The sequence below is a fragment of the Nostoc sp. genome (assembly GCF_036917375.1).
Classification (GTDB): domain Bacteria; phylum Cyanobacteriota; class Cyanobacteriia; order Cyanobacteriales; family Nostocaceae; genus Nostoc.
The window spans coordinates 179,436-202,620 of sequence record NZ_JBALDN010000094.1 but is presented as its reverse complement, the minus strand read 5'-3'; the positions used below and the strand labels follow the sequence as shown (position 1 = coordinate 202,620).

The 23,185-nt window shown below is 40.6% G+C and carries 22 protein-coding genes; 12 read left to right on the top strand and 10 right to left on the bottom strand.

What is annotated here, in order from left to right; translation table 11 throughout:
* The first annotated feature begins 335 nt into the window (after window positions 1-335).
* Entirely contained in the window at window positions 336-1,295 is a 960-nt protein-coding gene (locus tag V7K45_RS25400; protein ID WP_335007706.1) for a protochlorophyllide reductase, read from the top strand.
* A gap of 230 nt (window positions 1,296-1,525) precedes the next feature.
* Here V7K45_RS25400 and V7K45_RS25395 read toward each other — a convergent pair whose 3' ends face one another.
* Window positions 1,526-2,329 carry a M15 family metallopeptidase gene (locus V7K45_RS25395; RefSeq protein ID WP_335007705.1) on the bottom strand — a complete coding sequence of 268 codons (804 nt, stop codon included), beginning with the start codon at window positions 2,327-2,329 and terminating at the stop codon, window positions 1,526-1,528.
* A 102-nt stretch (window positions 2,330-2,431) separates the two neighbouring features.
* Here V7K45_RS25395 and V7K45_RS25390 point away from each other — a divergent pair, with 102 nt between their 5' ends.
* Window positions 2,432-3,349, top strand: coding sequence for an AEC family transporter (locus V7K45_RS25390; RefSeq protein ID WP_335007752.1), 918 nt, complete (start codon window positions 2,432-2,434; stop codon window positions 3,347-3,349).
* A gap of 30 nt (window positions 3,350-3,379) precedes the next feature.
* Here V7K45_RS25390 and tsaB read toward each other — a convergent pair whose 3' ends face one another.
* Both tsaB and V7K45_RS25380 read right to left on the bottom strand, forming a co-directional pair.
* Complete coding sequence (gene tsaB, locus V7K45_RS25385; protein ID WP_335007704.1) at window positions 3,380-4,036, bottom strand: tRNA (adenosine(37)-N6)-threonylcarbamoyltransferase complex dimerization subunit type 1 TsaB; 657 nt, start codon at window positions 4,034-4,036, stop codon at window positions 3,380-3,382.
* A gap of 473 nt (window positions 4,037-4,509) precedes the next feature.
* Entirely contained in the window at window positions 4,510-4,758 is a 249-nt protein-coding gene (locus V7K45_RS25380; protein WP_251960287.1) for a Ycf34 family protein, read from the bottom strand.
* Between the two features lie 86 nt (window positions 4,759-4,844).
* On the opposite strand from V7K45_RS25380, the gene V7K45_RS25375 reads away from it, so the two are divergent.
* Both V7K45_RS25375 and V7K45_RS25370 read left to right on the top strand, forming a co-directional pair.
* Window positions 4,845-6,149 carry a CCA tRNA nucleotidyltransferase gene (locus tag V7K45_RS25375; protein WP_335007703.1) on the top strand — a complete coding sequence of 435 codons (1,305 nt, stop codon included), beginning with the start codon at window positions 4,845-4,847 and terminating at the stop codon, window positions 6,147-6,149.
* Window positions 6,150-6,534: 385 nt separating this feature from the next.
* Window positions 6,535-6,918: a response regulator gene (locus tag V7K45_RS25370; RefSeq protein ID WP_335007702.1), complete on the top strand. Its 384-nt coding sequence runs from the start codon at window positions 6,535-6,537 to the stop codon at window positions 6,916-6,918.
* On the opposite strand, the gene V7K45_RS25365 is transcribed toward V7K45_RS25370, so the two are convergent.
* Entirely contained in the window at window positions 6,899-7,303 is a 405-nt protein-coding gene (locus V7K45_RS25365) for a DUF2294 domain-containing protein (protein WP_335007701.1), read from the bottom strand. The two genes, V7K45_RS25370 and V7K45_RS25365, sit on opposite strands and share 20 nt — an antisense overlap.
* 537 nt (window positions 7,304-7,840) lie before the next feature.
* Here V7K45_RS25365 and V7K45_RS25360 point away from each other — a divergent pair.
* Together V7K45_RS25360 and V7K45_RS25355 are read left to right on the top strand one after the other, a co-directional pair.
* Window positions 7,841-8,002 carry a hypothetical protein gene (locus V7K45_RS25360; protein ID WP_335007700.1) on the top strand — a complete coding sequence of 54 codons (162 nt, stop codon included), beginning with the start codon at window positions 7,841-7,843 and terminating at the stop codon, window positions 8,000-8,002.
* 94 nt (window positions 8,003-8,096) lie between these two features.
* Window positions 8,097-8,906, top strand: coding sequence for a prohibitin family protein (locus V7K45_RS25355; RefSeq protein ID WP_335007699.1), 810 nt, complete (start codon window positions 8,097-8,099; stop codon window positions 8,904-8,906).
* Window positions 8,907-9,086: 180 nt separating this feature from the next.
* Here the strand turns inward: V7K45_RS25355 and V7K45_RS25350 are convergent, their stop codons facing one another.
* Window positions 9,087-9,548 (bottom strand): hypothetical protein, encoded by a 462-nt coding sequence (locus V7K45_RS25350; protein ID WP_335007698.1) that lies wholly within the window; start codon window positions 9,546-9,548, stop codon window positions 9,087-9,089.
* Window positions 9,549-10,045: 497 nt separating this feature from the next.
* Here V7K45_RS25350 and V7K45_RS25345 point away from each other — a divergent pair, with 497 nt between their 5' ends.
* Window positions 10,046-10,318 carry a hypothetical protein gene (locus V7K45_RS25345; protein ID WP_335007697.1) on the top strand — a complete coding sequence of 91 codons (273 nt, stop codon included), beginning with the start codon at window positions 10,046-10,048 and terminating at the stop codon, window positions 10,316-10,318.
* 220 nt (window positions 10,319-10,538) lie between these two features.
* On the opposite strand, the gene V7K45_RS25340 is transcribed toward V7K45_RS25345, so the two are convergent.
* Genes V7K45_RS25340 through V7K45_RS25330 form a run of 3 tightly spaced genes read right to left on the bottom strand, consistent with a single transcriptional unit; the run spans window position 10,539 to window position 12,986 of the window.
* The gene (locus V7K45_RS25340; RefSeq protein ID WP_335007696.1) at window positions 10,539-10,967 is read right to left on the bottom strand and encodes a DUF2358 domain-containing protein; all 429 of its coding nucleotides are present in this window, start codon (window positions 10,965-10,967) and stop codon (window positions 10,539-10,541) included.
* 12 nt (window positions 10,968-10,979) lie between these two features.
* The gene (locus V7K45_RS25335) at window positions 10,980-12,134 is read right to left on the bottom strand and encodes a glycoside hydrolase family 10 protein (protein WP_335007695.1); all 1,155 of its coding nucleotides are present in this window, start codon (window positions 12,132-12,134) and stop codon (window positions 10,980-10,982) included.
* Between the two features lie 33 nt (window positions 12,135-12,167).
* Window positions 12,168-12,986, bottom strand: a complete 819-nt coding sequence (locus tag V7K45_RS25330) for a DUF1206 domain-containing protein (protein WP_335007694.1) — start codon at window positions 12,984-12,986, stop codon at window positions 12,168-12,170.
* 208 nt (window positions 12,987-13,194) lie between these two features.
* Between V7K45_RS25330 and V7K45_RS25325 the strand changes: the two genes are divergently transcribed.
* From V7K45_RS25325 to V7K45_RS25310, 4 genes are all read left to right on the top strand, one after another.
* Complete coding sequence (locus tag V7K45_RS25325) at window positions 13,195-14,058, top strand: alpha/beta fold hydrolase (protein WP_335007693.1); 864 nt, start codon at window positions 13,195-13,197, stop codon at window positions 14,056-14,058.
* 307 nt (window positions 14,059-14,365) lie between these two features.
* Entirely contained in the window at window positions 14,366-14,821 is a 456-nt protein-coding gene (locus V7K45_RS25320) for a pentapeptide repeat-containing protein (protein ID WP_335007692.1), read from the top strand.
* Between the two features lie 361 nt (window positions 14,822-15,182).
* Window positions 15,183-16,451: an MFS transporter gene (locus tag V7K45_RS25315; RefSeq protein ID WP_335007691.1), complete on the top strand. Its 1,269-nt coding sequence runs from the start codon at window positions 15,183-15,185 to the stop codon at window positions 16,449-16,451.
* Window positions 16,448-17,632 (top strand): anion transporter, encoded by a 1,185-nt coding sequence (locus tag V7K45_RS25310; protein WP_335007690.1) that lies wholly within the window; start codon window positions 16,448-16,450, stop codon window positions 17,630-17,632. The genes V7K45_RS25315 and V7K45_RS25310 overlap by 4 nt, the downstream gene beginning before the upstream one ends.
* Before the next feature lie 340 nt (window positions 17,633-17,972).
* On the opposite strand, the gene metK is transcribed toward V7K45_RS25310, so the two are convergent.
* Both metK and V7K45_RS25300 read right to left on the bottom strand, forming a co-directional pair.
* On the bottom strand, window positions 17,973-19,247 hold the full coding sequence (metK, locus tag V7K45_RS25305) for a methionine adenosyltransferase (protein ID WP_334931188.1): 1,275 nt from the start codon (window positions 19,245-19,247) through the stop codon (window positions 17,973-17,975).
* A gap of 262 nt (window positions 19,248-19,509) precedes the next feature.
* Window positions 19,510-20,514 carry a phosphoribulokinase gene (locus tag V7K45_RS25300; RefSeq protein ID WP_194044767.1) on the bottom strand — a complete coding sequence of 335 codons (1,005 nt, stop codon included), beginning with the start codon at window positions 20,512-20,514 and terminating at the stop codon, window positions 19,510-19,512.
* Between the two features lie 1,219 nt (window positions 20,515-21,733).
* On the opposite strand from V7K45_RS25300, the gene petH reads away from it, so the two are divergent.
* A complete protein-coding gene (gene petH / locus V7K45_RS25295; protein WP_335007751.1) occupies window positions 21,734-23,080 on the top strand; it encodes a ferredoxin--NADP reductase in 1,347 nt (448 codons plus the stop codon).
* The last annotated feature ends 105 nt before the right edge of the window (window positions 23,081-23,185 follow it).

Genomic DNA, 23,185 nt, shown 5'->3' with positions numbered 1-23,185 from the left:
ATTTCGTAAAATACTTGGGGATTTTCTAGCCCACTTATTTAGCGCTCTTCCATCACTCTTATCCCTCTTCCATAACTCTTGGAGAAAGCAATCGCTGCAAGGCTTACGAGACCTTACTTTCCAGGTTTTAGCTGCATTTTTGAATTTAAATTTATATTAGAAAATAAAGCCTCAAACCTTGATTTAATCATAGTTTCAGTTTTCTGCTTCGATTATTGTTTTCTGAGAGTGATGGAAGGGCGTTAGTTCAGCCTAAATACAGCCCTGAAAAACCTGGTGACAATGATGGCTCGCTGGTATGAGATCCTAGAGACAGTCAATGGAGTGCGAACACAATGGAACAACATCAGAAGCCAACGGTTGTAATTACAGGTGCCTCTTCGGGGGTGGGTTTGTATGCTGCAAAAGCTCTTGCTGAGAAAGGATGGTATGTGGTGTTAGCCTGTCGGGATTTAGCGAAGGCACAAAAAGCTGCTCAAGATGTGGAAATTCCCTACAACAGTTATACCAGCATACATATTGACCTTGGCTCCTTGGAAAGTGTTCGACAATTTGTGAAGAACTTCCGAGCCACTGGCAAGTCTTTAGACGCTTTGGTGTGCAACGCTGCAATTTATATGCCTTTAATCAAAGAGCCGTTACGCAGTCCAGAAGGTTATGAGTTAACTGTCACTACTAATCATCTGGGGCATTTCCTATTGTGCAACCTGATGATAGAGGATCTGAAGAAATCATCTTTAGAGCCAAGGCTGGTAATTTTAGGAACAGTCACGCACAATCCAGACGAACTCGGTGGAAAGATTCCACCACGTCCCGACTTAGGCGATTTGCAAGGCTTTGCAGAAGGGTTTAAAGAGCCAATATCGATGATTGATGGCAAAAAATTTGAACCAGTTAAAGCTTACAAAGACAGTAAGGTTTGCAACGTGCTGACTATGCGGGAACTGCACGAGCGGTATCACAAGTCAACTGGTATCGTCTTCAGTTCTCTTTATCCGGGATGTGTTGCAGAAACGCCGCTATTTAGAAACCACTATCCCCTGTTTCAGAAAATCTTCCCCTTATTCCAGAAGTACATCACTGGGGGATACGTGTCTCAAGAGTTGGCGGGAGAACGGGTTGCTGCCGTGGTTGCCGATCCTGAGTATAATCAATCTGGTGTTTATTGGAGTTGGGGAAATCGTCAGAAGAAAGATGGCAAGTCTTTTGTGCAAAAAGTCTCTCCTCAAGCTCGCGATGACGACAAAGGCGATCGCTTATGGGAACTAAGCGCCAAGTTGGTTGGAATTGCATAATGGGATATGATTTGGCGTTACCCTTGTGCATGATTCATCGATTCATCAATTCACTTTTCTGAATTGGCATCATGTAGAAGTAAAAATGGTTGAGGTGATTATTACGTCACCTCTGACTTTATTGATAGCTTTTTTAAGTAGCCCTACAGAGCCAATACAGTTCTGAAAAAAGCTAGTATTTAGCGCGATCGATATAACAATACTCTTAACTTTCCTGTTTCTCCTGTCTCCTATGGTGATATTTTAGCGGGTTTTAAATTTCTGGCTTTATAGAACATTTCTAAGCTATTGCGATCGCCTACAAAACGCCAGTGCCACGGCTCATAACTCACACCTTGAGCATTATCTTTAGGAAATGACATTTCAAAGCCAAAACGCGGTGCATTTGCTTGCAGCCACCGATAAGCCTTGGTATTGTCAAAGTTTGTTTGAAGATTAGTTGCTGGTACTGCTCCGTCTCCAACATCCACTGCATAACCCGTATGATGTTCGCTATGCCCAGGAGGAGCGCTGAGGGCAGCTCGTTGTGCTGGCGTTTGATTTCGCTGCGCACCAACAGCAAAAAACAACTGCTCTTGGTCTTTGACTGAGCGAAAGCCAGAAATTGGTACTAAAATTACACCTGAACTCCGGGCTGCTGCTACCATCTCCTCAAACTTTTGGGCAGCAGCTTTTCGCATTCTAATGCCCCTATTTGCGGAGATGGTTACTAGTTCTGACTCAGGGGCTTCTGGGTATGGAAAATGCCCTAATACAGTATCGCTGGAATTATTAGATGCTGTTGGAGTTACAGGAGCAGAAGTAGCTGGTAAAGGTTGAGAATCGGCGGTTTTTTTGGGTGCTGTGACGAAAAACAAAAAACCGCTAATTAAAGCGAGCAAGACAAATCCCGCAAATCCCCCAATCAAAATAATTCGGGGTTGCAACCAAATTTTAGGTGCTGCAACAGGGGTATCGCGTACAGCCACTGGAATATCATCACTAAGATCGTTCGATGAGTTTTGCGGTTTTCCAGAAAACCCTGCCTTATTCAAGGGTAAACTCCTGTTTTTGTGGAATAGCCATAACAGATTTTGCACTGGACAAAAGTAAACGTAACAGGTAGCATTTTACATCTGTGGTTCTTAGGCGCAATCTTGACAAACCTTTTAGAACTATACGTCAAGCTGGGAGGATTAGTCCTGGTAGGTTTTATACTGGGACGCAAACTACCTGTAACAGTTCCTACACGTTTAGGACTGTTTCTTTTTTGGGTGGGAGTACCCATAAGCATAGTATCGTTTTTGCGTCAATCCAGTTTATCAGGGCAAATTTGGATTGCACCTGCGATCGCTTACCTAGCCATTTTACTAGGAGCATTTTTAGCTTGGTTAGCCATTAAAGGACAAGCCTATTTTAGAAAGACTATCCCCCAACCACCAACTCAGGCTAGCTTGATATTAGCCGCAATGTTGGGTAATACTGGTTATCTTGGTTTTCCCATTACCTTAGCAATGGTAGGCAAAGAATACTTTGCTTGGGCACTATTTTACGATTTGTTAGGTTCATTCCCAGGAACTTATGCTCTGGGCGTGTTGCTAGCAGTTAGTTTTGGTGGTAGTGTCCAGAATCATTGGCAGATTACTAAGGCGATTTTAATTAATCCTGCGCTATGGGGTTTTGGATTTGGCTTGCTGTTTCGGCAGGTGACAATTCCCACAGTTGCAGAATTCTGGTTAGAAAAATTTGCTTGGAGTAGTGTAGCTTTATCCCTGGTATTAATTGGAATGCGTCTGGCGTTGCTCAAATCTTGGCGTAGCCTACCACAAGTAGGGATGAGCTTAGGAATCAAAATGCTGCTAGTTCCCTTGATATTGGGTAGCATCTTACCCCTATTTGGATTAGCTGGGCCGATCGCAAAGATAATCGTCCTACAAACCGCCATGCCTCCAGCTTTTGCCACACTGGTAATTGCTGAGACATTCAATCTCGATCGCGATCTGGCAGTTACTGCCTTAGCTGCTGGGGCTATAGTATTGCTGGTTACTCTCCCAGTTTGGCTGTGGCTGTTTTGATTTTGGATTTATGCACTGTGTACATATCAGTTAAACTTCTACTGGATGCTGCCCATAATATGGCAAAGCCTCAGACCAATTAGGAAATTTGCCCTCTTGCCAATCGAGGTTAGCTAGTTCCAAAATACTTGTCACCGTCGCTGCTAACCCAGATTGGGCTTGAATCAACTGATAACTAGTGTTCCAATTCGCTAAAGTTTCCCGCCATGTTTCTGGTGTCAATACTCTATCTGACAAACCAACTTTTAGTTTAGAAGTATCTGGCTCAAACTGATAAATAGCAGCAAAAATTTGACCCCGTTGTGCTGGCATTTCCACAGCAAAAGTTGTTAAATTTTGGCTTTTTCTGGCTTCTGACCAAGCTACCGCAGCCAAAGTTGAAATCGCAAATACAGGAATATCTAACTGTTGCCCTAAAGTACGAGCAGTAACAACACCAATTCGAGTTCCTGTAAAGCCGCCGGGGCCTTTTGCAACTGCGATAAAGGACAAATCTGCCCAAGTTTGCGGTTTGATAAATTCAATTAAAGATTGATGCACTAAACTAGATAAATCACGCCCTAAATTCCAAATTTGAGAGCGAGTATCACCTGAAAAATTACTAACTGCTAGTCCTAATTCGGGAGTGGTGGTGTGCAGGGCTAAAGCGTATTTTGTTGCTGTGAGGTGTTTTAGTTCTGTGGTCAAAGTTAATTAAAATATTTATTTTTTAGAGATGACTTGATTTATATATTCAACCACATCATAGTCAAGTTTCCATCCTCATAAGAGGTAAGTGATTGAAAAACTTTGCTTTTGATGAAGAAATTTTCATTAACACTAATGCGTTTCCATCCCCGTGATGGGTAAGTGATTGAAAAACTCACCCTTATATAACCCTTACTGTGAATGGTTTTGAAAAGTAATTTTAGAGGAGGTCTAATTGATTCGTCAATAAGCTAAAATTATTGACAAAAAGATAATAAATCCCCTCAAACGCTTACACAGCAGCTTTTCGAGGGGTTCAACGAAAGAAACAGGGTTTTAGCGATCGCTATACCCCCGCGAAAAACTTACGTGTGCAAAGTTTAAATAAATACTTTTGCTTGCACTAGGAAACTTGGGATTGAATTGTCAAGATTCTGTTATTAATGGACTGAGGCATAATATACCTTGACGTTTCAAGTCGGCACTAATTCACCAGGACGCAACTTCGACCACTTACCCGTTTCTCGCTTGAAGCTCAGACAACCAACAACATCCCATTCCATTTCAATCACATCATCTTTAGTCCGAATGTTGACATTGATAGAAGGTTCATTCGGATCAAAATCTGGTGTTTCAGTCAAGTGAGGCTGTTGGTGCTGCCCTTCTACGGCATGATAGGTAACACAGCTGTCTACATAGTGGCAATTCACGCAAATACACATAATAGAACCAACTCCAGGGGCCTTTATTGTTAATCTAACTTAAGCCCAACTGTTATTCATGAGTTGCTGGGTTGATTTTTATTACAATGCACGAATCAATTCCTTCTACCCTCGCTCCCGAAAATTGGCCTTTTAGCTTAGAATTCTTACCACAACCCGCTTACATGGTAGGTGGCGCTGTCCGAGATGCAATCCTGGGCAAAACCCGCGAATATCTAGATTTAGATTTTGTTATACCATCCAAGGCGGTAAAGGTAGCAAGAGCGATCGCTCATCATTACAAAGCTGGTTTTGTGTTACTCGATGCAAAACGAAAAATTGCGCGTGTGGTTTTTCCCCACGCCACGGCTGATTTTGCCCAACAGGAAGGAGATAGTTTAGAAGTTGATTTGCACAGACGGGACTTTACAGTAAATGCGATCGCTTATAATCCCCATACGCAAGAAATTATCGATCCTCTGCAAGGTTATGTAGACTTACAACAGGGCATTTTGCGAATGGTATCACCCGCGAACCTAGAAGATGACCCTTTGCGGTTAATGCGAGGTTATCGCCAAGCCGCCCAACTAGGTTTTACTATTGAGCCAGCTACCCAAGCCGCAATTCGTTCTTTGGCATCACATCTGAGCAAAGTTGCGGCCGAAAGAGTTAGGGTAGAAATTGGCTATCTACTGGCAAATTCTCAGGGTACTCCTTGGATTACAATGGCTTGGGAAGATGGTTTACTTGCCCCTTTCTTCAAAAATGCCACCCGTGAAAGCTTGCTCAAACTAGCAGCAGTTGACACAGCCGCCAGCTTACTCACAGAGAATTGGCAACAACTAGGTGTACAACTGCAAGAATATGTCCGCGATAGTATTAAAACTACTTGGCTAGGTATTGCCAAACTTGCTTGTCTCGTCAACCCAGATCCAGTATTAGCAGAAATAGAGCTACAGGAACTAACTTATAGTCGTGCCGAAATCCGAGGTGTAATTACTGCTCTGAAATTGTTACCGCAATTTCAAGTAGTTGATATGTCCTTGCGAGAACAATACTTTTTGTTTCATAACGCAGATATTGTGTTCCCCGCTACGGCAGTGCTAGCTGTAGCAATTAATAATTTGGTAGAGGCAATATCTGGTGACAAGCCACTACACACAGCAGTGGAAACGAAAGCAATGAGTTACCAAGTCTTAGGACCTTTGATCGACCGCTACCTCAATCCTGATGATGCGATCGCTCATCCCACTCCATTAGTAAGCGGAAAGGAGTTGATTACAACATTAGATATTCCAGCTTCGCCAATTATCGGTCAACTGCTAACTGAAATTGGCGTAGCACAAGCTGAGGGGAAAGTTTCAACTCCAACAGAGGCGATCGCTTATGCACGTAAGTTGCTTGATGATTAAATATACTTAATTAAGTTATGGTAATGTAACAAAGGCGATGCCTACGCAATTTGGGCACTCCTGGTTAAGGCTAGTAAATATGCAACTTTCAGTGCATTAAGTATCACTTATTACCATAAAGTACTGATCTTTATAGTCAATCCTTGCAATTACATACATCAATTATGCTAATATTTGCTTGATGTTATGACTGCTTTGCTATGTTATTTCCTAAAATTTAGCGCCGATGGACAACCGAATGAACTATACATTAACCTATTAATTTTTATGCTTTAGTTTGTCGTTCGTACATTCAATTAAACACTTACTATAAATAAAGACTTTCAAGTTTTCCTGATAGATGGAGTTTTTAGAAATAGCTTTTTTTAAACAGGACTAACTGCTTATGAATGAACAGCCTTTAATTTTGGTTGTAGAACAGAGTTTACATGATTTAGAGCTACTTAATTCTCATCTAGGAATATTAAATTTTTCATGTATTTGTACTAAACAAGGAGTGAGAGCTGTGATGTTGGCACAAACTCATCAACCAGATTTAATTCTGCTAGATATGAAACTATCTAATTTGAGTGCGAACCAAGTCATTGACGATCTTAAACATGACTCCAAAACTGCTACCATTCCAATCATTGCAGTTACACCTCTAACAACGGTACAAGACGATCGCTCCACAATGCTTACAGCATTTGATGATTGCATTACTAAACCCTATGATTTTAATCAATTAGAAGTGGTAATCAGTCGCCACATCACTCAGCTAAATTCCTAACATTTATCTTGGGAATAGGTTCGGGATTGCGAAGTTCAGGTAATTCTTTGAGAATTACAACAATCCCACTACGACCTGTTGTTAAATTTGTGTTTGTCATCAGGTAGAGGACAGGTTGACCAATAATTTCCTCAATCAAATTTTTTAAATCTGGTTTAATTATTTTCTCTAAATATAATCGTACTTGTTCAGCTAAAGTAGCATATCCTCCTTTCAGTAAGGTTTGTTCAGCTTGGGTAACAGAGTTTTCTATAGAAATTACGATTTCAGTATCAAAAAAATGACAAATGATTTGGCTAGGAGACTTTCCTAATTTATTATTATATAAATTTATGATTCGCTGTGATATTTCTGTTTCTAATTGTCCGATAGTCGGTTGTATCATTAGTACCTACTATGTAATATTTATCGTTTTAATCGGGAAATTGAAGTATCCAACATTATAGTAGATGATTACGGAATAGCTAAGACAATAATCACTTTTTTATATAAAGTTACTGTATCAATGTGATGTATTTAGTATGTATTGTATTTAAAAATATTGCCAAATTTCATTAAGTAAAATTTGTTAACTCGCGATTTGTACAGTGTTAGATTAATAACTGGATTTGATCGTCATTTTGTCAGGGTAATAAGCTTATTTTTTGTTACATAAGCTTATACCAGCTATCCATGAAGATGGACTAAATTAGTAGAAGCAGAAACAGGGTGTAAGGGTATGGTAAATAGCTGCCAAGTTGAAGTATCCGAAGTCAAGAAGAACTACAACACCGATTGCGCGATCCAGTAACAGCAACAACCTAATATTGGCTATAGATGCTCTAGTGGATGGATTAAGGTAGGAGCGATCGCTTCGATTTGTGGATGGGATTACATCACAAAAGCTTTATTAAGTGCGACTTCATATACAGGTTCTGGTGCTTTGACTACTAATCGTCCTGATGTTTTAGTTTCTACCTACAGTCAGGTGAGAGGTGTGGAAACTACAGCCCGTCGCTGGAATAAAGGCGATCCGATTATCGAACCTACTGGTGTATATCGGCTGAATAATGACCAGTTGCCATTAAGTCGAAAATGTTCTTAATTTGGGATAAAGTCGAGCTAAAATCATGACGGAAAGAAGCCCATAGTTCCTAAAATATGTGTCTCTAGAGAAGACGCATACATGGTTCACACAGATGATAAAATTTACAAATTTCAACAGTGCCGGTAAACTGACCGCTCTTTTGTTCCTGATAACTCTCTTCCTGACGCCTTGTGTGATTGTAAACGCAGGAGAACGTGGTGTATTAATGAAATTTGGTGAAGTACAAAACCAGATATTAGGAGAAGGGCTTCACTTAATTATTCCTATAGTTAATACTGTGACAAAGTTGAGTATTAGAGTCCAAAAACAGGAAATTTCCACTGAGGCTTCTTCCAAAGATTTACAAAATGTTTTTGCTGATGTAGCTCTCAATTGGCATATTATCCCCCAGGAAGCAAATGCCCTTTTTCAAGAAATTGGAGATGAACAAAATGTAGTTATTAGGATTATTAACCCAGCTATTGAAGAAGTATTAAAAGCAGTAATAGCAAAGTATACTGCCGAAGAAATTATTACTAAACGAGCAGAAGTCAAAAGTGAAATAGATGATGCATTGTCCACACGGCTGGGTAGCTATCACGTTGCAGTTGATGATATTTCTCTAGTTCATGTCCATTTTTCTGAACGGTTTGGTGAGGCGGTGGAGGCAAAGCAGATTGCTGAACAAGAAGCAAAACGAGCAGAGTTTATAGCACTGCAAGCGACAAAAGAGGCTGAAGCAAAAGTTAATTTAGCCAAAGGAGAAGCTGAGATGCACAGATTATTACGTGATGGTTTAACTCCAGAAATTCTGCAAAGGCAAACAATAGAAAAATGGAATGGTAAGCTGCCATTAATTGTAAGTAAGGAGGCTCCAAAATTATTGAATTTAAGTGAATTTTTAAAATTTGATGAAAATTGATCTTCATGCTCGTTGACTTGCTCTCCATCAAGAGACTCAAAACCCCGATTTCTTCAAGAAGTCAGGGTTTTTTTGTTTGTAACTCTTCCATACTATGTATATCTACTACACATACGTAGTATGGACACACAGATGTGCATCCATACAATCGATTCCTTTGTAGAAAAGTGATAAACTAAATTAACTGTTGGAGAATAAAATAGGAGAATCAAGAATCTTCAACTGTATCAATAGCATAATCAACAGGGTATAAAGTGTTGAAGAAATTAAACCTGTAAACAATTCTTTTTTGAGATTATGCTCTTGAGGTTCTTTTTGAAAAATGTCTTTGGAACCGAATTGCATCAAGAGAATTCCCACAATATTAGAAAGCCAGTATCCGATAATCGAACAAGGTAGAAGCAATTTTGGGGAAAGTAAACTACATGCATACCCAAACCCATAAGCTATTGGCAGATTGAATAGTAGGTCATTCCACCAACATAGTGGTGATAATAAATATCCTAGTACTACAAAAAATCCACCTCTGAGTTTTTTGAAAATATCTTTTTTGAACTCTACTGGAGTAGACTTTTGTAGTTGCTCTAGTGCTGTGTCTGTTGTTCCATTCAACTCTTGACTAACGTTTTGGACGCTTTCCATAAAAACCCACTATTCCTGTCGTCTTAGTGTAGTTTAATATATAAACTAAATCAACGTCTAGTACACGAGTGATTAAATTTTGGCTTTTTGATGCTGAAGCTTTTACCACTGCATAGTCTCAGCAAAATCGTAAGAAGTAGAATTGAGTTTAAATCAACTGCAAATTCACGATATCTGAATTTCTGCTAGACGCACATCGGTTAGTGCGCTTCTTGCAGAAGCTAGGTTTTTCCTTAAATATCTGAGTGAGATAGAAAAATTTATACACAATTGAGACAATTAGCGCTATTTATTGCTCAATAAGTTTTCAAATCAAAATATATCTTTCTAAATCATAGCACACGAGAAGTTACAACACCGATAGTACAATAGCCAGGGCCTTATTAGCTTAGGGTAAATGTTGAGTTGCAAAATTTTTATGTTTTTGCATATAGCAGGGACAGAAATTTGAACTAATAGTAGCTACAATAAAATTACTGAGGCATCTTAATCGAAAAATGACAGATTTAACTCCAAACAGCACCTTTTTAATAGTAGGAATTGTTTTTATAACGATTGCTGTTATCGGGCAATCTAAATTAGCTTTCATTGAAATCAATCCTGGTTGTTTTGGGAGATTTTTGGCTTTATTTATTGGGCTTTCGAGCCTATTATATGCTTTGGGGCTACTTAATTTTTCAACAGCAAACCTGGACTTCTTAAGAACTTCTCTGACAGAACAAATAAAACAGAGTATAAGTTCAATTAATGATCTTTTGCAAGGTTCGTAATTGTTTAAAAATCAACTTTCCTGTCTGCGTCTTAGTCTTAATATTTTGAGGAGATAAAGCACAGCTTTATCCGGGTGAGGTTAAGCTATTCTTATTAGAAGGTACGGGCCAAACGCAGCGCTACCACTAACTGAACTCAGCACCCTTCATAGACTATTAGAGTATGTTTGGCCAAACTCCGTAACCTACCCTACTAGTCTGTTAATGATATAATATGTAACTAAATATCTCCTTCCCTTTGCCAAAACTGCCGTAAAATCTCTTTTGGCTTTCTATCCCAGGTGTCGATATGCTCGTATATCAAATTATCTTGATTGAGTTTATACGTTGAATAGCCATTGAAAAGTAACCCTGCTTTCCAGGGAACGCGCAACACTCCCCGCACCGTCCACTTTGCTAAAATCGTGTCTTCGGCTGATTGATAAACTTCATGTACATCAAAGTAAATCTGAGTAAAAAATAGCCGAGCGTGAAATCGTAAAGTCCAAAATATAATGCGATAGTTAAATTTGTATTTGAATGTATTCACGGGGTCTTTAAAATAGATATCCTGTGTATAAATTTCATAAGAAATATCTTTTTGAAAAAGTGTCGGTAAATCTTCTTTTAAAGTATTAATTACCTTTTCCACTGGCAATTTATATTCCACGCGCCTTTTCCCTTAAAAAATCTTTTTTAACAAATTTTCTACTTTTGACCAAATAGAAGATGTCGTCTTGTGACTCACACCACCTGCACTCAAATCTGACAGAGTAGGAAATGATGCAGACTTACCATAAGGCCCTTTTCGCAAAACTTTAGCAAGGGCATTGTTATTCTCGCGCAAACCTTCGTAAAAAAAGAATACCTCTCCTTGAATGCCAAGTTGACGATTGTATTCAATTGTCTGCACCAGATATTCTGGACTAATACAGTAAGAGCCAAGCTTCATCAGTATTCCTGGTGCTAACTTGGGCAGTGTTGTACCTGTAAACTGCTGGTTTACCAGTTTATCAGCGATCGCCTGATAACTCCTAAAGTCACGGCGATAAATCTGCGGCTGAATCATATCAACTATTCCCCGCTTCAGCCATGTGGGTGAATCTTGCAGATATTCCTGGAATGCCCAATCATGAATATTAGGTGCGATCGCTACTAATAAATTAGGATTCACCGCTTTCACTTCTTGGTAGAGACGGGCCAAGAAGTCAGTCAGAATATCTGCACGCCACTGTAACCATTGCCTATCCTTGGGGTTCTGTGGCGGATTGCGATCGAATTCCTGGCGATAGCGGTTGACAGTTCCCATATCATAGCCACCTTCAGAGGGTAATGCTGGGAAGCGATCGTCTCCTTGAACACCATCTACATCATAATTCTTTACAACTTCCAGCACCAAGCTCAAGAAGAATTCCTGCACCTGTCTATCGAGTGCATTCAACCACTCAAAGCCGTTTTTCTTCAGTAAGTTACCATTACAATCAAGCGCAGCCCATTCCGGTTTTTTTTGTAAAAGTACACCACCATTTAAATTGTAGGAACTGGCAAAACCGTATTCAAACCAAGGAATAACTTTCAACCCGACTCGCTGCGCTTCAACTATCACTTCTTCTAAAGGGTCGCGGCCTACAGACATAGGGTCAATTTCGACTCCAAAAGTCTGCTGCATTGTTTGACTGGGATATAAAGTTACTGCCTTGTTCCAAATAACGGGAAACACCACATTAAATCCCGTTTCGGCCAGGAAATCCATCGCCTCGGCAATGCGTTGCTTTGACCTGAGAACCTTACTATCAGTAGTAGTCAGCCAGATACCACGGGTTTCTATTATTGCCATTTCTATAAATTTAAATTCTCGGCACTGCACCATCTAAACATTGACTAGCCGCCGATACCGCGCCTGTATTATCGTGTAAATCCCATAGGCAACTAAACCTAGTGCCACAATACCCAAAAGCCATGCCCCGTTAGGCTGTTGCGCTAGCGTCTGTAATACTTCATCCAAACCTTCGGCGGTAGCGGCATTCGACTGTCTTGCAGCTTCAATTAAAAACCAACCGATAATACAAAATACTATACCCCGTGCTGCTAAACCAAATCTGGAAATCCTCATTACCCATTGGGCTTGTGTGTTGCTTAATTCAGTTAAATTGAGTTCTTTACGAAATTTGCCACTAAAAGCTTGATAAAACTGATAGAAGCCTAGAGCAATTACAAACACCCCCACAGTTCCAACTAACCATTCACCAAAAGGTTGAGAAAGCAAACTTGCTGTTGAATCTTCAGTAGAATCACTACTATTTTTACCGCTGCCTGTACCCGTAACGATTTTCACTGCACTTAAGGCTAAACTTGCATAAATCAAGCCATTAACTGCGTACCCAATTCGTATTGCTAAACCTTTGGCATCATTACCTTTATTTTCTGGGTCTTTAATTGCCTGTACAAAACGCCAGATTACGTATCCAATCAAGCCGATTGCAACTAAAGCCAGCAAAAATTGACCAAATGGCTGGTTAACGATTGTTTGGAGAGCGCCTTGGGTATCAGTTGTTTTACCACCACTGCCAAAAGCCGCCTGTGCTGCCAGTAGTCCAACGATACCGTAAACTACTCCTTTAGAAACATAGCCAAATCGTCCCAGTCGCTCAACCCACAATGAAGCATGGTTTGTCAACTGTTGTGTCATGGTAGTTGGAGAAAATTATTAATATCTACCTTTTACCAAAATTTACCCACGATTCACATCTACCGTAAGGCAAATGGTCTAATATTTTGGCAAAAATCACTATTGTAATACTGTCTTTTAATAGATGTAAGGCTGCTCGAAATAATATTAAATTTATTAAGTACAGTATTATTATTTAGTGTTATTTAATGCTGAATCTAGATTAATTATGTCTTTAATAGAAACTTCTTGGAAACACGAATATATAGCTACCAATGGGGTAAAGCTACACTACGTAACTCAAGGCGAAGGCCCTTTAATGTTGATGTTGCATGGCTTTCCTGAGTTTTGGTACTCTTGGCGGCATCAAATACCAGAATTTGCCCAAAATTTTAAAGTCGTCGCCCTTGACTTGCGTGGTTACAACGATAGTGACAAACCAAATGAGCAATCAGCTTATGTCATGGATGAATTTATCAAAGATATTGAGGGAGTAATTAAAGGATTAGGATACCAAAAATGTGTATTAGTTGGACATGATTGGGGAGGTGCGATCGCTTGGAATTTTGCATACACTCACCCCGAAATGTTAGAACAATTAATTATTCTTAACCTGCCTCATCCTGCCAAATTTGCTCAAGGGTTACGCACTCCCCAACAGTTGCTACGTAGCAACTATATATTCCTCTTTCAACTACCGTGGATACCAGAATTACTTTTACAATCTTCCGACTACCAAGCTATTGAAACAGCTTTTAAAGGTACAGCAGTTAACAAGAGTGCTTTCACACAAGCCGATATTGACGCATATAAAAATGCTGCGGCAAAACGCGGTGCCTTGACAGCAATGTTGAACTATTACCGCAATATTTTTCAGCAGAGAATGCTAAATCCAAATTGGGGCGTTCTGGAAGTACCAACACTGATGATTTGGGGAGAAAATGACACTGCACTTGGCAAAGAACTAACCTACGACACCGCAGCTTATGTCAGAGATTTTCAAATCAAGTACATCCCAAATTGTGGTCATTGGGTGCAGCAAGAACAGCCGGAATTGGTTAATCAGTATATGCAAGAATTTCTGAGGACTTAAGCTGAACCATCAATTGATAAAGTATAAATACTTATCAAATTAGCTATGGCGAGTAGCGCTAGATTTTACTTTTGAAAAGATTTAATAGTGATTTAAGAATGGGGATTTTTGAGGAATTATTGGGTAAAAGTTGCTAAAAAATCGAAATTAATGGCATTTTTGACATCAGTTTTATCTGGGTTTTAGATCGTAACTAAGCTGTCAGGAGATAGATTGTCACAAGAGAGATTGACCTCACGAAGTTTAGTGAGATAATAGAGTTGTGAGGGACAGAACGGACGCAACTCGATTATTAAGGGGGAAAATTATGAAACTCCAGCTATTAGCGGCCATGGCCTTAGCAACACCCCTATTTCTCGCTAGCTCGGTTAGAGCCGAGAATCCACAGGATTTACAAAAGCTGCTTTCAACTGGGGCATGTGTTAAGTGCGATCTATCAGGAGCTAACCTTAGTGGCGCTCATTTAATTGGTGCTGACTTGAGAGGCTCGAAGCTCCAAGGAGCCAACCTTGTAGGAGCTAACCTCGAAGGTGCTGATTTAACTGGTGCAAACTTGGCAGGTGCTAACTTAACATCCGCTTATGTAAGCAATGTGAATTTGAAGCAAGTCAATCTTAACGGAGTAAACTTTACTCGCGCTACAATTCACGATTCTAATGTGTATCAAGCATCAATGAACGATCTCAATCTCACTGATGCGGAAGTATTTAACACTGGAATCGGGATTGGTGGAGAAGACGCTGAAATTCCCGATTGGAAATAGGCCCATCTGAGTAGACAAGTCCAAATCAATACAACATAGGTTTTGGCGGGTTTTAAATCAAATAGACTAGTGTTTGCCAGAATTGTCCTTAAAACCTGCCTCTACAAAAAATATTAAAATAAATGAGACCCCTCTGCATTGTAATCACTTTACTATGGCAAAAGCAGAGGGGGTTTCTTTTTGCGATCGCACTGATAATATCGACACAAAAAAGGGCAATCAAAATCTGAAAATCTTTGCTTGTTATTTTCCATTAGATGCACAAAGAAGGTTTTCTTCCTAGATGCCTATTGATTTGGCACGATTTTTGTATAAAACTATTTTGACCTCTCCATTGCTCACAGAATATCACTAAAGACTTATGCAACTACAGCGAAGACCGAGTAACAAGAGTTTGCGATCGCTTGATTACTTGAATGTGTTTCTCGCGGATGTGCGCGATGGTGTTGGGCCATATCTGAGCATTTACCTGAAAGCTTCAGCAAATTGGAACCCTGTTCAGATTGGAATGGCAATGTCAGTTTCGACAATTGCCACAGTTATTGCCCAAACACCAGCTGGTGCATTGGTTGACAGGCTAAATCAGAAACGGATGTTGATTGTACTGGCTGCTGTGTTTGTTTCTATCGGCTGTATAGCTATGGGCTTATTCCCCACCTTGCCTGTTGTCATCGGCTCTCAGATTATGATTGGGATTGCAGCAGCAATTTTTCCACCTGCTATTACTGCTATTACTCTGGGACTCGTAGGACATGAGAGATTAGATAGGCGCGTAGGTCGTAATGAAACATTCAACCATGCAGGCAATTTGCTAGCCGCCACTCTCGCCGGTTTAGCAGGTTACTTTATTGCACGTAAGGCAATATTTTTCCTGGTTGCAGCTATGGCTGTAGGCAGTATTATTTCAGTGAGGATGATTCGTGAAAGAGAAATTGACCACGAACTAGCGCGTGGAGATGGAGAAGAAAGCGAGGAGGAAGACAAAGAAAAGCATCAACACCGCTACGAAGGCATATTGGAATTATTAAGCGATCGCCAAATCTTATTTTTTACTGTTGCAGTGGTTCTGTTTCACTTTGCCAATGCTGCTATGTTACCGCTAGTTGGTCAAGAATTGGCACAGGGTAAAGGGACAAGTGACACAGTTTATATGTCTGCTTGTATTATTGTCGCTCAGTTAGTGATGATTCCAGTATCCAACTTGGCTGGGCGTTTCGCACATACAGCCCGAAAACCTATATTTTTGCTTGGCTTTGCCGTCTTACCGATTCGAGGAGTGCTGTATACGCTTTCAGACAATCCTTATTTTCTCGTTTCTGTGCAAATTCTGGATGGTATTGGAGCCGGGATTTTTGGTGTGCTTTCAGTATTGATGGTAGCTGATTTCACTAAAGGCACTGGACGCTTTAATGTTACCCAAGGGATTCTCAACACTGCCATTGGCATTGGTGCGGGTTTGAGCAACGTGCTGGCTGGATTTGTGGTTAAAAGTGCTGGTTACAATGTTGGTTTTTTGATTTTAGCAGCGATCGCAGTTGTCGCTTTGGCAGTTTTTTGGTTCTGTGTACCTGAAACAAAAACAGGAGTTAATAGAAAGGCATCACATCAAAAGCATCTAGCGAAATCATGATTGTTTTCAGATACATCATCATTGGGCTGACTTATATCGGTTTGGGTTTAGGATATCTCCCTGGTTTGCGGATGAACCGAGCCAGTATTGCTTTAGTTGGTGCATCTTTGCTGATGGCATTCGGGGTATTAGACCTTAAAGAAGCATGGCAAGCGATAGACTATAAAACGCTGATTTTCTTGTTTGGCATGATGGTAATCAGCACAAACTTAGCTTACGCTGGTTTTTTTCAATTAACCCTTGATACCGTTACACACTTTACCCGCAGCCCTTTGGGTTTGCTGATTGTTTTAACTTTTGGCAGTGGAATTCTCTCGGCTTTTTTTCTAAACGATACCATTGCTCTAATTTTGACTCCTTTGGTTCTTGGTTTAACCCAAACTCTGAACCTCAATCCTATTCCTTACTTACTTGCCTTGGCGGGAGCAACTAATTTGGGTTCAGTAGCTACCTTAAGTGGTAATCCGCAAAATATTTTGATTGGTTCCTTCTCTGGTATCAGCTATCTTGATTTTGCGAAAGCATTGACTCCCATCGCATTAGTAAGTTTGTTAATCCAAATTGGGTTATTGTGGTGGCTTTATCCTGATGTCCGTTCTACTAAGTCTTGTCCGAGTGTAACCTCCGTGCGTTACCGCATATTTAAACCGTTACTTACTAAAAGTCTATTGATAACAGGAGGACTATTAATTGCATTCTTAATTGGCATACCCCCAGCCCAAGCAACACTCATAGCTGCCAGTTTACTGTTCATTACTAGACGAATCAAACCGCAACGAGTTTTAAATAAAGTAGATTGGGATTTATTAGTGATGTTTTCTGGACTATTTGTTGTGACTGCTGGAGTAGAAAAATTAGGAATATTGAATTTATTTAGCGGTTTAGTTTATAATCCACTGAGCATATTAGGAATTACTGCTCTGCTTTCAAATTTAGTTTCTAATGTTCCAGCAGTATTATTACTACAACATTTAATTCCCCATCCAGACACGAAAACCTGGTTACTATTAGCAGCAGGATCTACCTTAGCAGGTAATCTCACTTTGTTAGGTTCAGTTGCTAATTTAATTGTTGCTGAGGCTGTCGCAAAACTTGGTTATCAGTTATCATTCTGGGAGCATTTACGTTTTGGTTTACCATTGACTGTCCTGACTCTCATCCTGACTTATTTTTGGATTTAGTCATTAGCCCTCTTGGCAAAAGTGCTTTTTGCACTCTTGGGGGAAAGGGTAAAGGTCAAAGGGGAAAGGGACAATACAGAACCTTTTCCCCTTCCCCTTGCCCCTTATCCCCTTCTTGGGACCCCACTTTCCCCTTTTCCCGACAAATGCCAAGAAGTCTATTAGTCATTTGTCATTTGTCAACCCTACGCTGAACGAACATGGTTAGAGTATTCTGAATTCTGACTCCTGTTTTCTTTTTCGATATTCAGGAGGTTACTAAAAAATAAGGGTATTGTAACTTGTCAAGTTGCCAATACCCTCATGTAGATAAACTAAGTTTTTACAGTAGCGTATAGGTCTAAGTCAGTGCCTGAGCAACTACTGCCGAAAGTGACTCATTCGCTGCTTGCTTCAACAATTCGGCTTTATCGGTCTGTTCCCAAGGCAAGTCTAAATCAGCCCGCCCAAAATGACCGTAAGCCGCGACGTCCTGATAAAAACGTCCGCCTCGTTCACTTGGTAAGTTGCGTAAGTTGAAGGTATGGATAATTCCTGCTGGACGTAGTTCAAAGTGCTTGTTGATTAATTCCAGTAAGGTTTCTTCATCCACTTTGCCAGTACCAAAGGTATCCACTAAGATACTTGTTGGTCGTGCTACACCGATAGCATAAGATAGTTGGATTTCAACTTTTTCTGCCAACCCGGCAGCGACAATATTTTTTGCGACGTAGCGAGCCGCATAAGCAGCAGAACGGTCTACTTTCGTGGGGTCTTTGCCAGAGAAAGCGCCGCCACCATGCCGTGAATAGCCACCGTAGGTATCAACGATTATTTTCCGTCCTGTCAGACCAGAGTCTCCTTGAGGACCACCAACGACAAATTTGCCAGTGGGGTTGACTAAAAAACGTGTTTCCTGATTAGGTTTAACGTCAATGTCGCCAAAAACAGGTTCAACCACTGCTGACCAGAGGTCTTGTTTAATTTTGGCTTGTACTGCCGCCTCATCCGTAATTTCCCCAATACTAGCTGTATGCTGAGTGGAAATTAGAATCGTATCAATACCTACGGGGCGTCCATCTTCGTAGACTACAGTTACTTGGGTTTTACCGTCAGGACGCAGGTATGACAATTCACCTGTTTTACGGACTGCTGCCAATCGGCGAGCAATGCGGTGGGCGAGACTGATGGGTAAAGGCATCAGTTCGGGTGTTTCGTTGCTGGCAAAGCCAAACATTATACCTTGATCGCCCGCGCCAATTTTATCGAATTGTTCATCACTATCTTGTTCGCGGGTTTCTTGGGCGGTGTTAACGCCTTGGGCGATATCGGGTGATTGTTCGTCTAAAGCTAACAGAACGCTAGTGCTGTTAGCAGAAAAGCCATTATCAGCGTTGGTATAACCAATTTCGGCAATTTTTTTCCGGGCGAGATTGACGAAATTTACATTAGCTTTGGTGGTTATTTCACCAGTGATTAGCACCAAACCAGTATTAACTACGACTTCAGCGGCGACACGACTGCTCGGATCTTGTGTCAATAGGGCATCCAGAATAGTATCAGAAATCTGATCGCAGATTTTATCTGGATGACCTTCGGTGACTGACTCAGAGGTAAATAGATATCGACGAGACAAAGGAAATTCCTCCATCGAGAGTTTTTTCGTTAACCAAATGTGAGTATTTAGTTTAACTACTAATTTCTGAAATCATAACAATATTTATACTTCAGTCGTTAGTATCTTCTTGATATTGATAAAAACCACTAACTATAAGGTAAATATCCGTAAGTAAGATAAATGTATGCTAATTATTTTGTAGTTTAAATGTATTTAATAACACAAAAAAAAGGGGGTACCCGGAAGCGCCCCCACAAGCTTTGACACAAACACTGCTGCTTTAAACCTGAATCGCTAACTTTGCTTCCGTAGCTGTCAACCGCTCATAAGCAGCACGCATCTTCAAACCTGTAAGCACTTGGAAGAAACCAGTTCCATTATTGGAACCTGGATACTCGCGGTGCTGGAGTAACAAGTGAGTCAATTCACCTTGATATTTTGTGGATGTATTGCTGAGATGGGTTTCGATATAAATGACTTCTTCCAAGTTGTCAAATTGACCATCCACCTCTAGTACTGAGACATAGCGACCGTAGTACACATCGGAACCGTAGTACAGTTGCATACCAGGATAAGAACAGGTCAGCTTGCGTCCACAGGGAGTCCAATTGATTGTTGACCCTTCATCAAATAAGTAGGTTGGATCGAAGCCTTCCTTACCTTCTCGCTGTAGCATACGTACCCGTAAGACTCTACGTTCGGTGTCATTTTTGATCAAGTTTGTGGGCAATACCTGGAGAACCACATCGGCAAATTCTCTTTGTGGTTCGATAAATTTATCAAAGTCAGGTTTGCGGGAATTGATTTGCGCTAACACATCTTCGTAGCGATGACCGCGTTCAGCCATATCTCGCTGGATTTTCCAAGCAATTTTGACCTCATCGCTAATGTCAAAATAAACACTGAAGTCGATTAGCGATCGCACCCGCTCATCATATAAAGGATGCAGCCCTTCAACAACTATAATATGATTCGGCTCTATCCGCTCTGGCGGATCGATCAAGCCGGTTTCGTGGTTGTAAATCGGCTTATCAATCGCTTGACCACTTTTGAGCGCTTTAATTTGCTCATACATCAGGTCAAAATTGTTCGCCCTGGGGTCTAGTGCCGTTATCCCCGTTTCTTTGCGCTGTTTGCGATCCAAGGAGTGATAGTCATCCAAGCAGATGACTGTCATTAAATCTTCACCAAACAAATCTATCAAACGACGCAAAAACGTAGATTTACCGCAACCAGAGTCTCCGGCTACTCCAATCAGTACCACGCGTTCCGGCTTACTTGTCATAAATCTCCTCTAAAATACTAAAGTTGTGTCAATAATTTTTCACACAGCAGATTCTGAAGCCAGGAGTTTACCCCTTTGGTTTATCCTGCGTTCTTGCTACCTAGCACATCTATAAGACACCAAGCGGGTAGACAACAAAGTAATTAAGTTGCTACTCGTCGGACTAGCCTGAATGTTGGTGCCGGTAAGTATTTAATCCTAGTGATATATTTGATTTTAACAGAAGGGGGTATCCCATACAAGATTGCTGTCAAGAAGAATTAGCGTGGTTCCTCAATCATTTTTTTGTTAATTTAGTTGTTAATTTAAAAATGGGGATCAGTACTGCTCATCAGCGTTGCACCTTTATCAGTCTGCTACTTGTGACTCTATAGAATCATGACTATAAGGTATAATTTATTATTGCCGCAAAATTGCCGCAAATTTTCTAATATTTCCAAATTATAATTCCTGCTCGACAATACTTAAATATATTCAAAGCAAAAATCTATCCAACGAATGAGGAAATAAGTTGCATGACTCAAATTATTGGCTGTAAATTTATGAATATGATCATATAGAAGCGTTGACGTTATGGCAAAGTACTGACAGAAGGTTGACAGATTTTTCACATCAAGTGAAACTAATTACAGTTGCTTAAATTATGATTGTCTATCTTGCGATCTTTGTGGCTGGAGTTGTCCTAGTTATGTAATTGTCCATAGATAGGTAATGAAGATAGCTAACAACATTCCAGAAGAGTAGTAGATTTGGACAAGTAAAACCAATCGGAAGAAAACCTTCTTTTTTTGGCATTCTCCGATTTAAACCCCTGGAGTAAGCAAGCACAAGGGAAGCTTTTGGAGGTAAACTGAGCGGTAGCTTCCACCGATCGAGGTAGCCCTCCAAGAATATCTACTATTGTGAGTTGCTCATTGGGTACTAAGGTAAAAAGCTATCTCCCTAATGGGGGTGGTAGTTAACGAAAAAAAGATTAAATTGATTCATTATTAACATTCTCCACAAGACTTATCCTTTACTTTAGAAGGTGAACAGGTGTGTTTTTTGCTATGCCTGCATGTCTTTGGTGAGTGTACTTAGCAAGGCATTAATTTAATGATGCCGTTTTTCCTCCAGGGCCAGTTTTGTGAAACGAAAATCCGGTAAACTAAAGCTGGCATGGGATGGGAATAGTTTTTTTTGAAAAACGGTTAAGTAAATTATCGGAGTGGTAGAACGAATGTACAATCAAGGTGCTGTTGAGGGTGCTGCCAACACAGAATTAGGTAGCCGCATCTTCCTTTATGAAGTAGTGGGTTTGCGTCAGAGTGAAGAAACCGATCAAACTAACTACCCAATTCGGAAAAGTGGCAGTGTGTTCATCAGAGTGCCTTACAACCGCATGAATCAAGAAATGCGACGTATCACTCGTCTAGGCGGCACAATTGTTAGCATCCAACCCGTAACTGCTCTAGAGCCAGTTAATGGTAAAGCCTCACATGGGAATGCTACAAGCGTTGTCAGCGAGTTAGCGACATCTGGGGAAACTGCTGACAGTGAAGGAAATGGTAAAGCCACACCTGTAAATGCTGGTAGTGAAGCCAAAGGCTTCGCTAAATCATCAGCTGAAGAACAGCTCAAGAACAAGGACAAGAAAGGCAACACCATGACTCAAGCGAAAGCCAAAAAAGACCACGGTGACGTTCCTGTTAACACTTACCGTCCCAATGCTCCGTTTATTGGCAAGGTAATATCTAATGAACCGCTAGTCAAAGAAGGTGGTATTGGTATTGTTCAACACCTTAAATTTGACATTTCCGCCGGGGATTTGAAGTATATAGAAGGTCAAAGTATTGGGATTATTCCACCAGGATTAGACAAGAACGGTAAGCCAGAAAAACTTAGACTCTATTCCATCGCCTCAACTCGTCATGGCGATGATGTGGATGATAAGACAGTATCACTGTGCGTCCGCCAATTAGAATATAAGCACCCAGAAACTGGCGAAACAGTCTACGGTGTTTGCTCTACACACCTATGTTTCCTCAAGCCAGGGGAAGAGGTAAAAATTACAGGGCCTGTGGGTAAGGAAATGTTGTTACCCGATGACCCTGAAGCTAATGTGATCATGTTGGCAACTGGAACAGGTATTGCGCCGATGCGGGCTTATCTGTGGCGTCAGTTCAAAGATGCGGAAAGAGCAGCTAATCCAGAATACCAATTTAAAGGATTTTCTTGGCTAATATTTGGTGTGCCGACAACTCCAAACCTTTTATATAAGGAAGAACTGGAAGAAATTGAACAACAATATCCTGATAACTTCCGCCTGACTGCTGCCATTAGCCGGGAACAAAAAAATCCTCAAGGCGGTAGAATGTACATCCAAGACCGCGTAGCAGAACATGCTGATGAATTGTGGCAGTTGATTAAAAATGAAAAAACCCACACATACATCTGCGGTTTGCGAGGTATGGAAGAAGGTATTGATGCAGCCTTAACTACTGCTGCTGCTAAGGAAGGCGTAACCTGGAGTGATTACCAGAAGCAACTTAAGAAAGCTCATCGCTGGCACGTAGAAACTTATTAAGTGCTGAGTGCTGAGTGCTGAGTTTTGAGTTCTAAATTATGAAGTAGAAACTTACTAAGTGCTGAGTTTTGAGTTCTAAGTTATGAATTAGTAGGGTGGGCAATG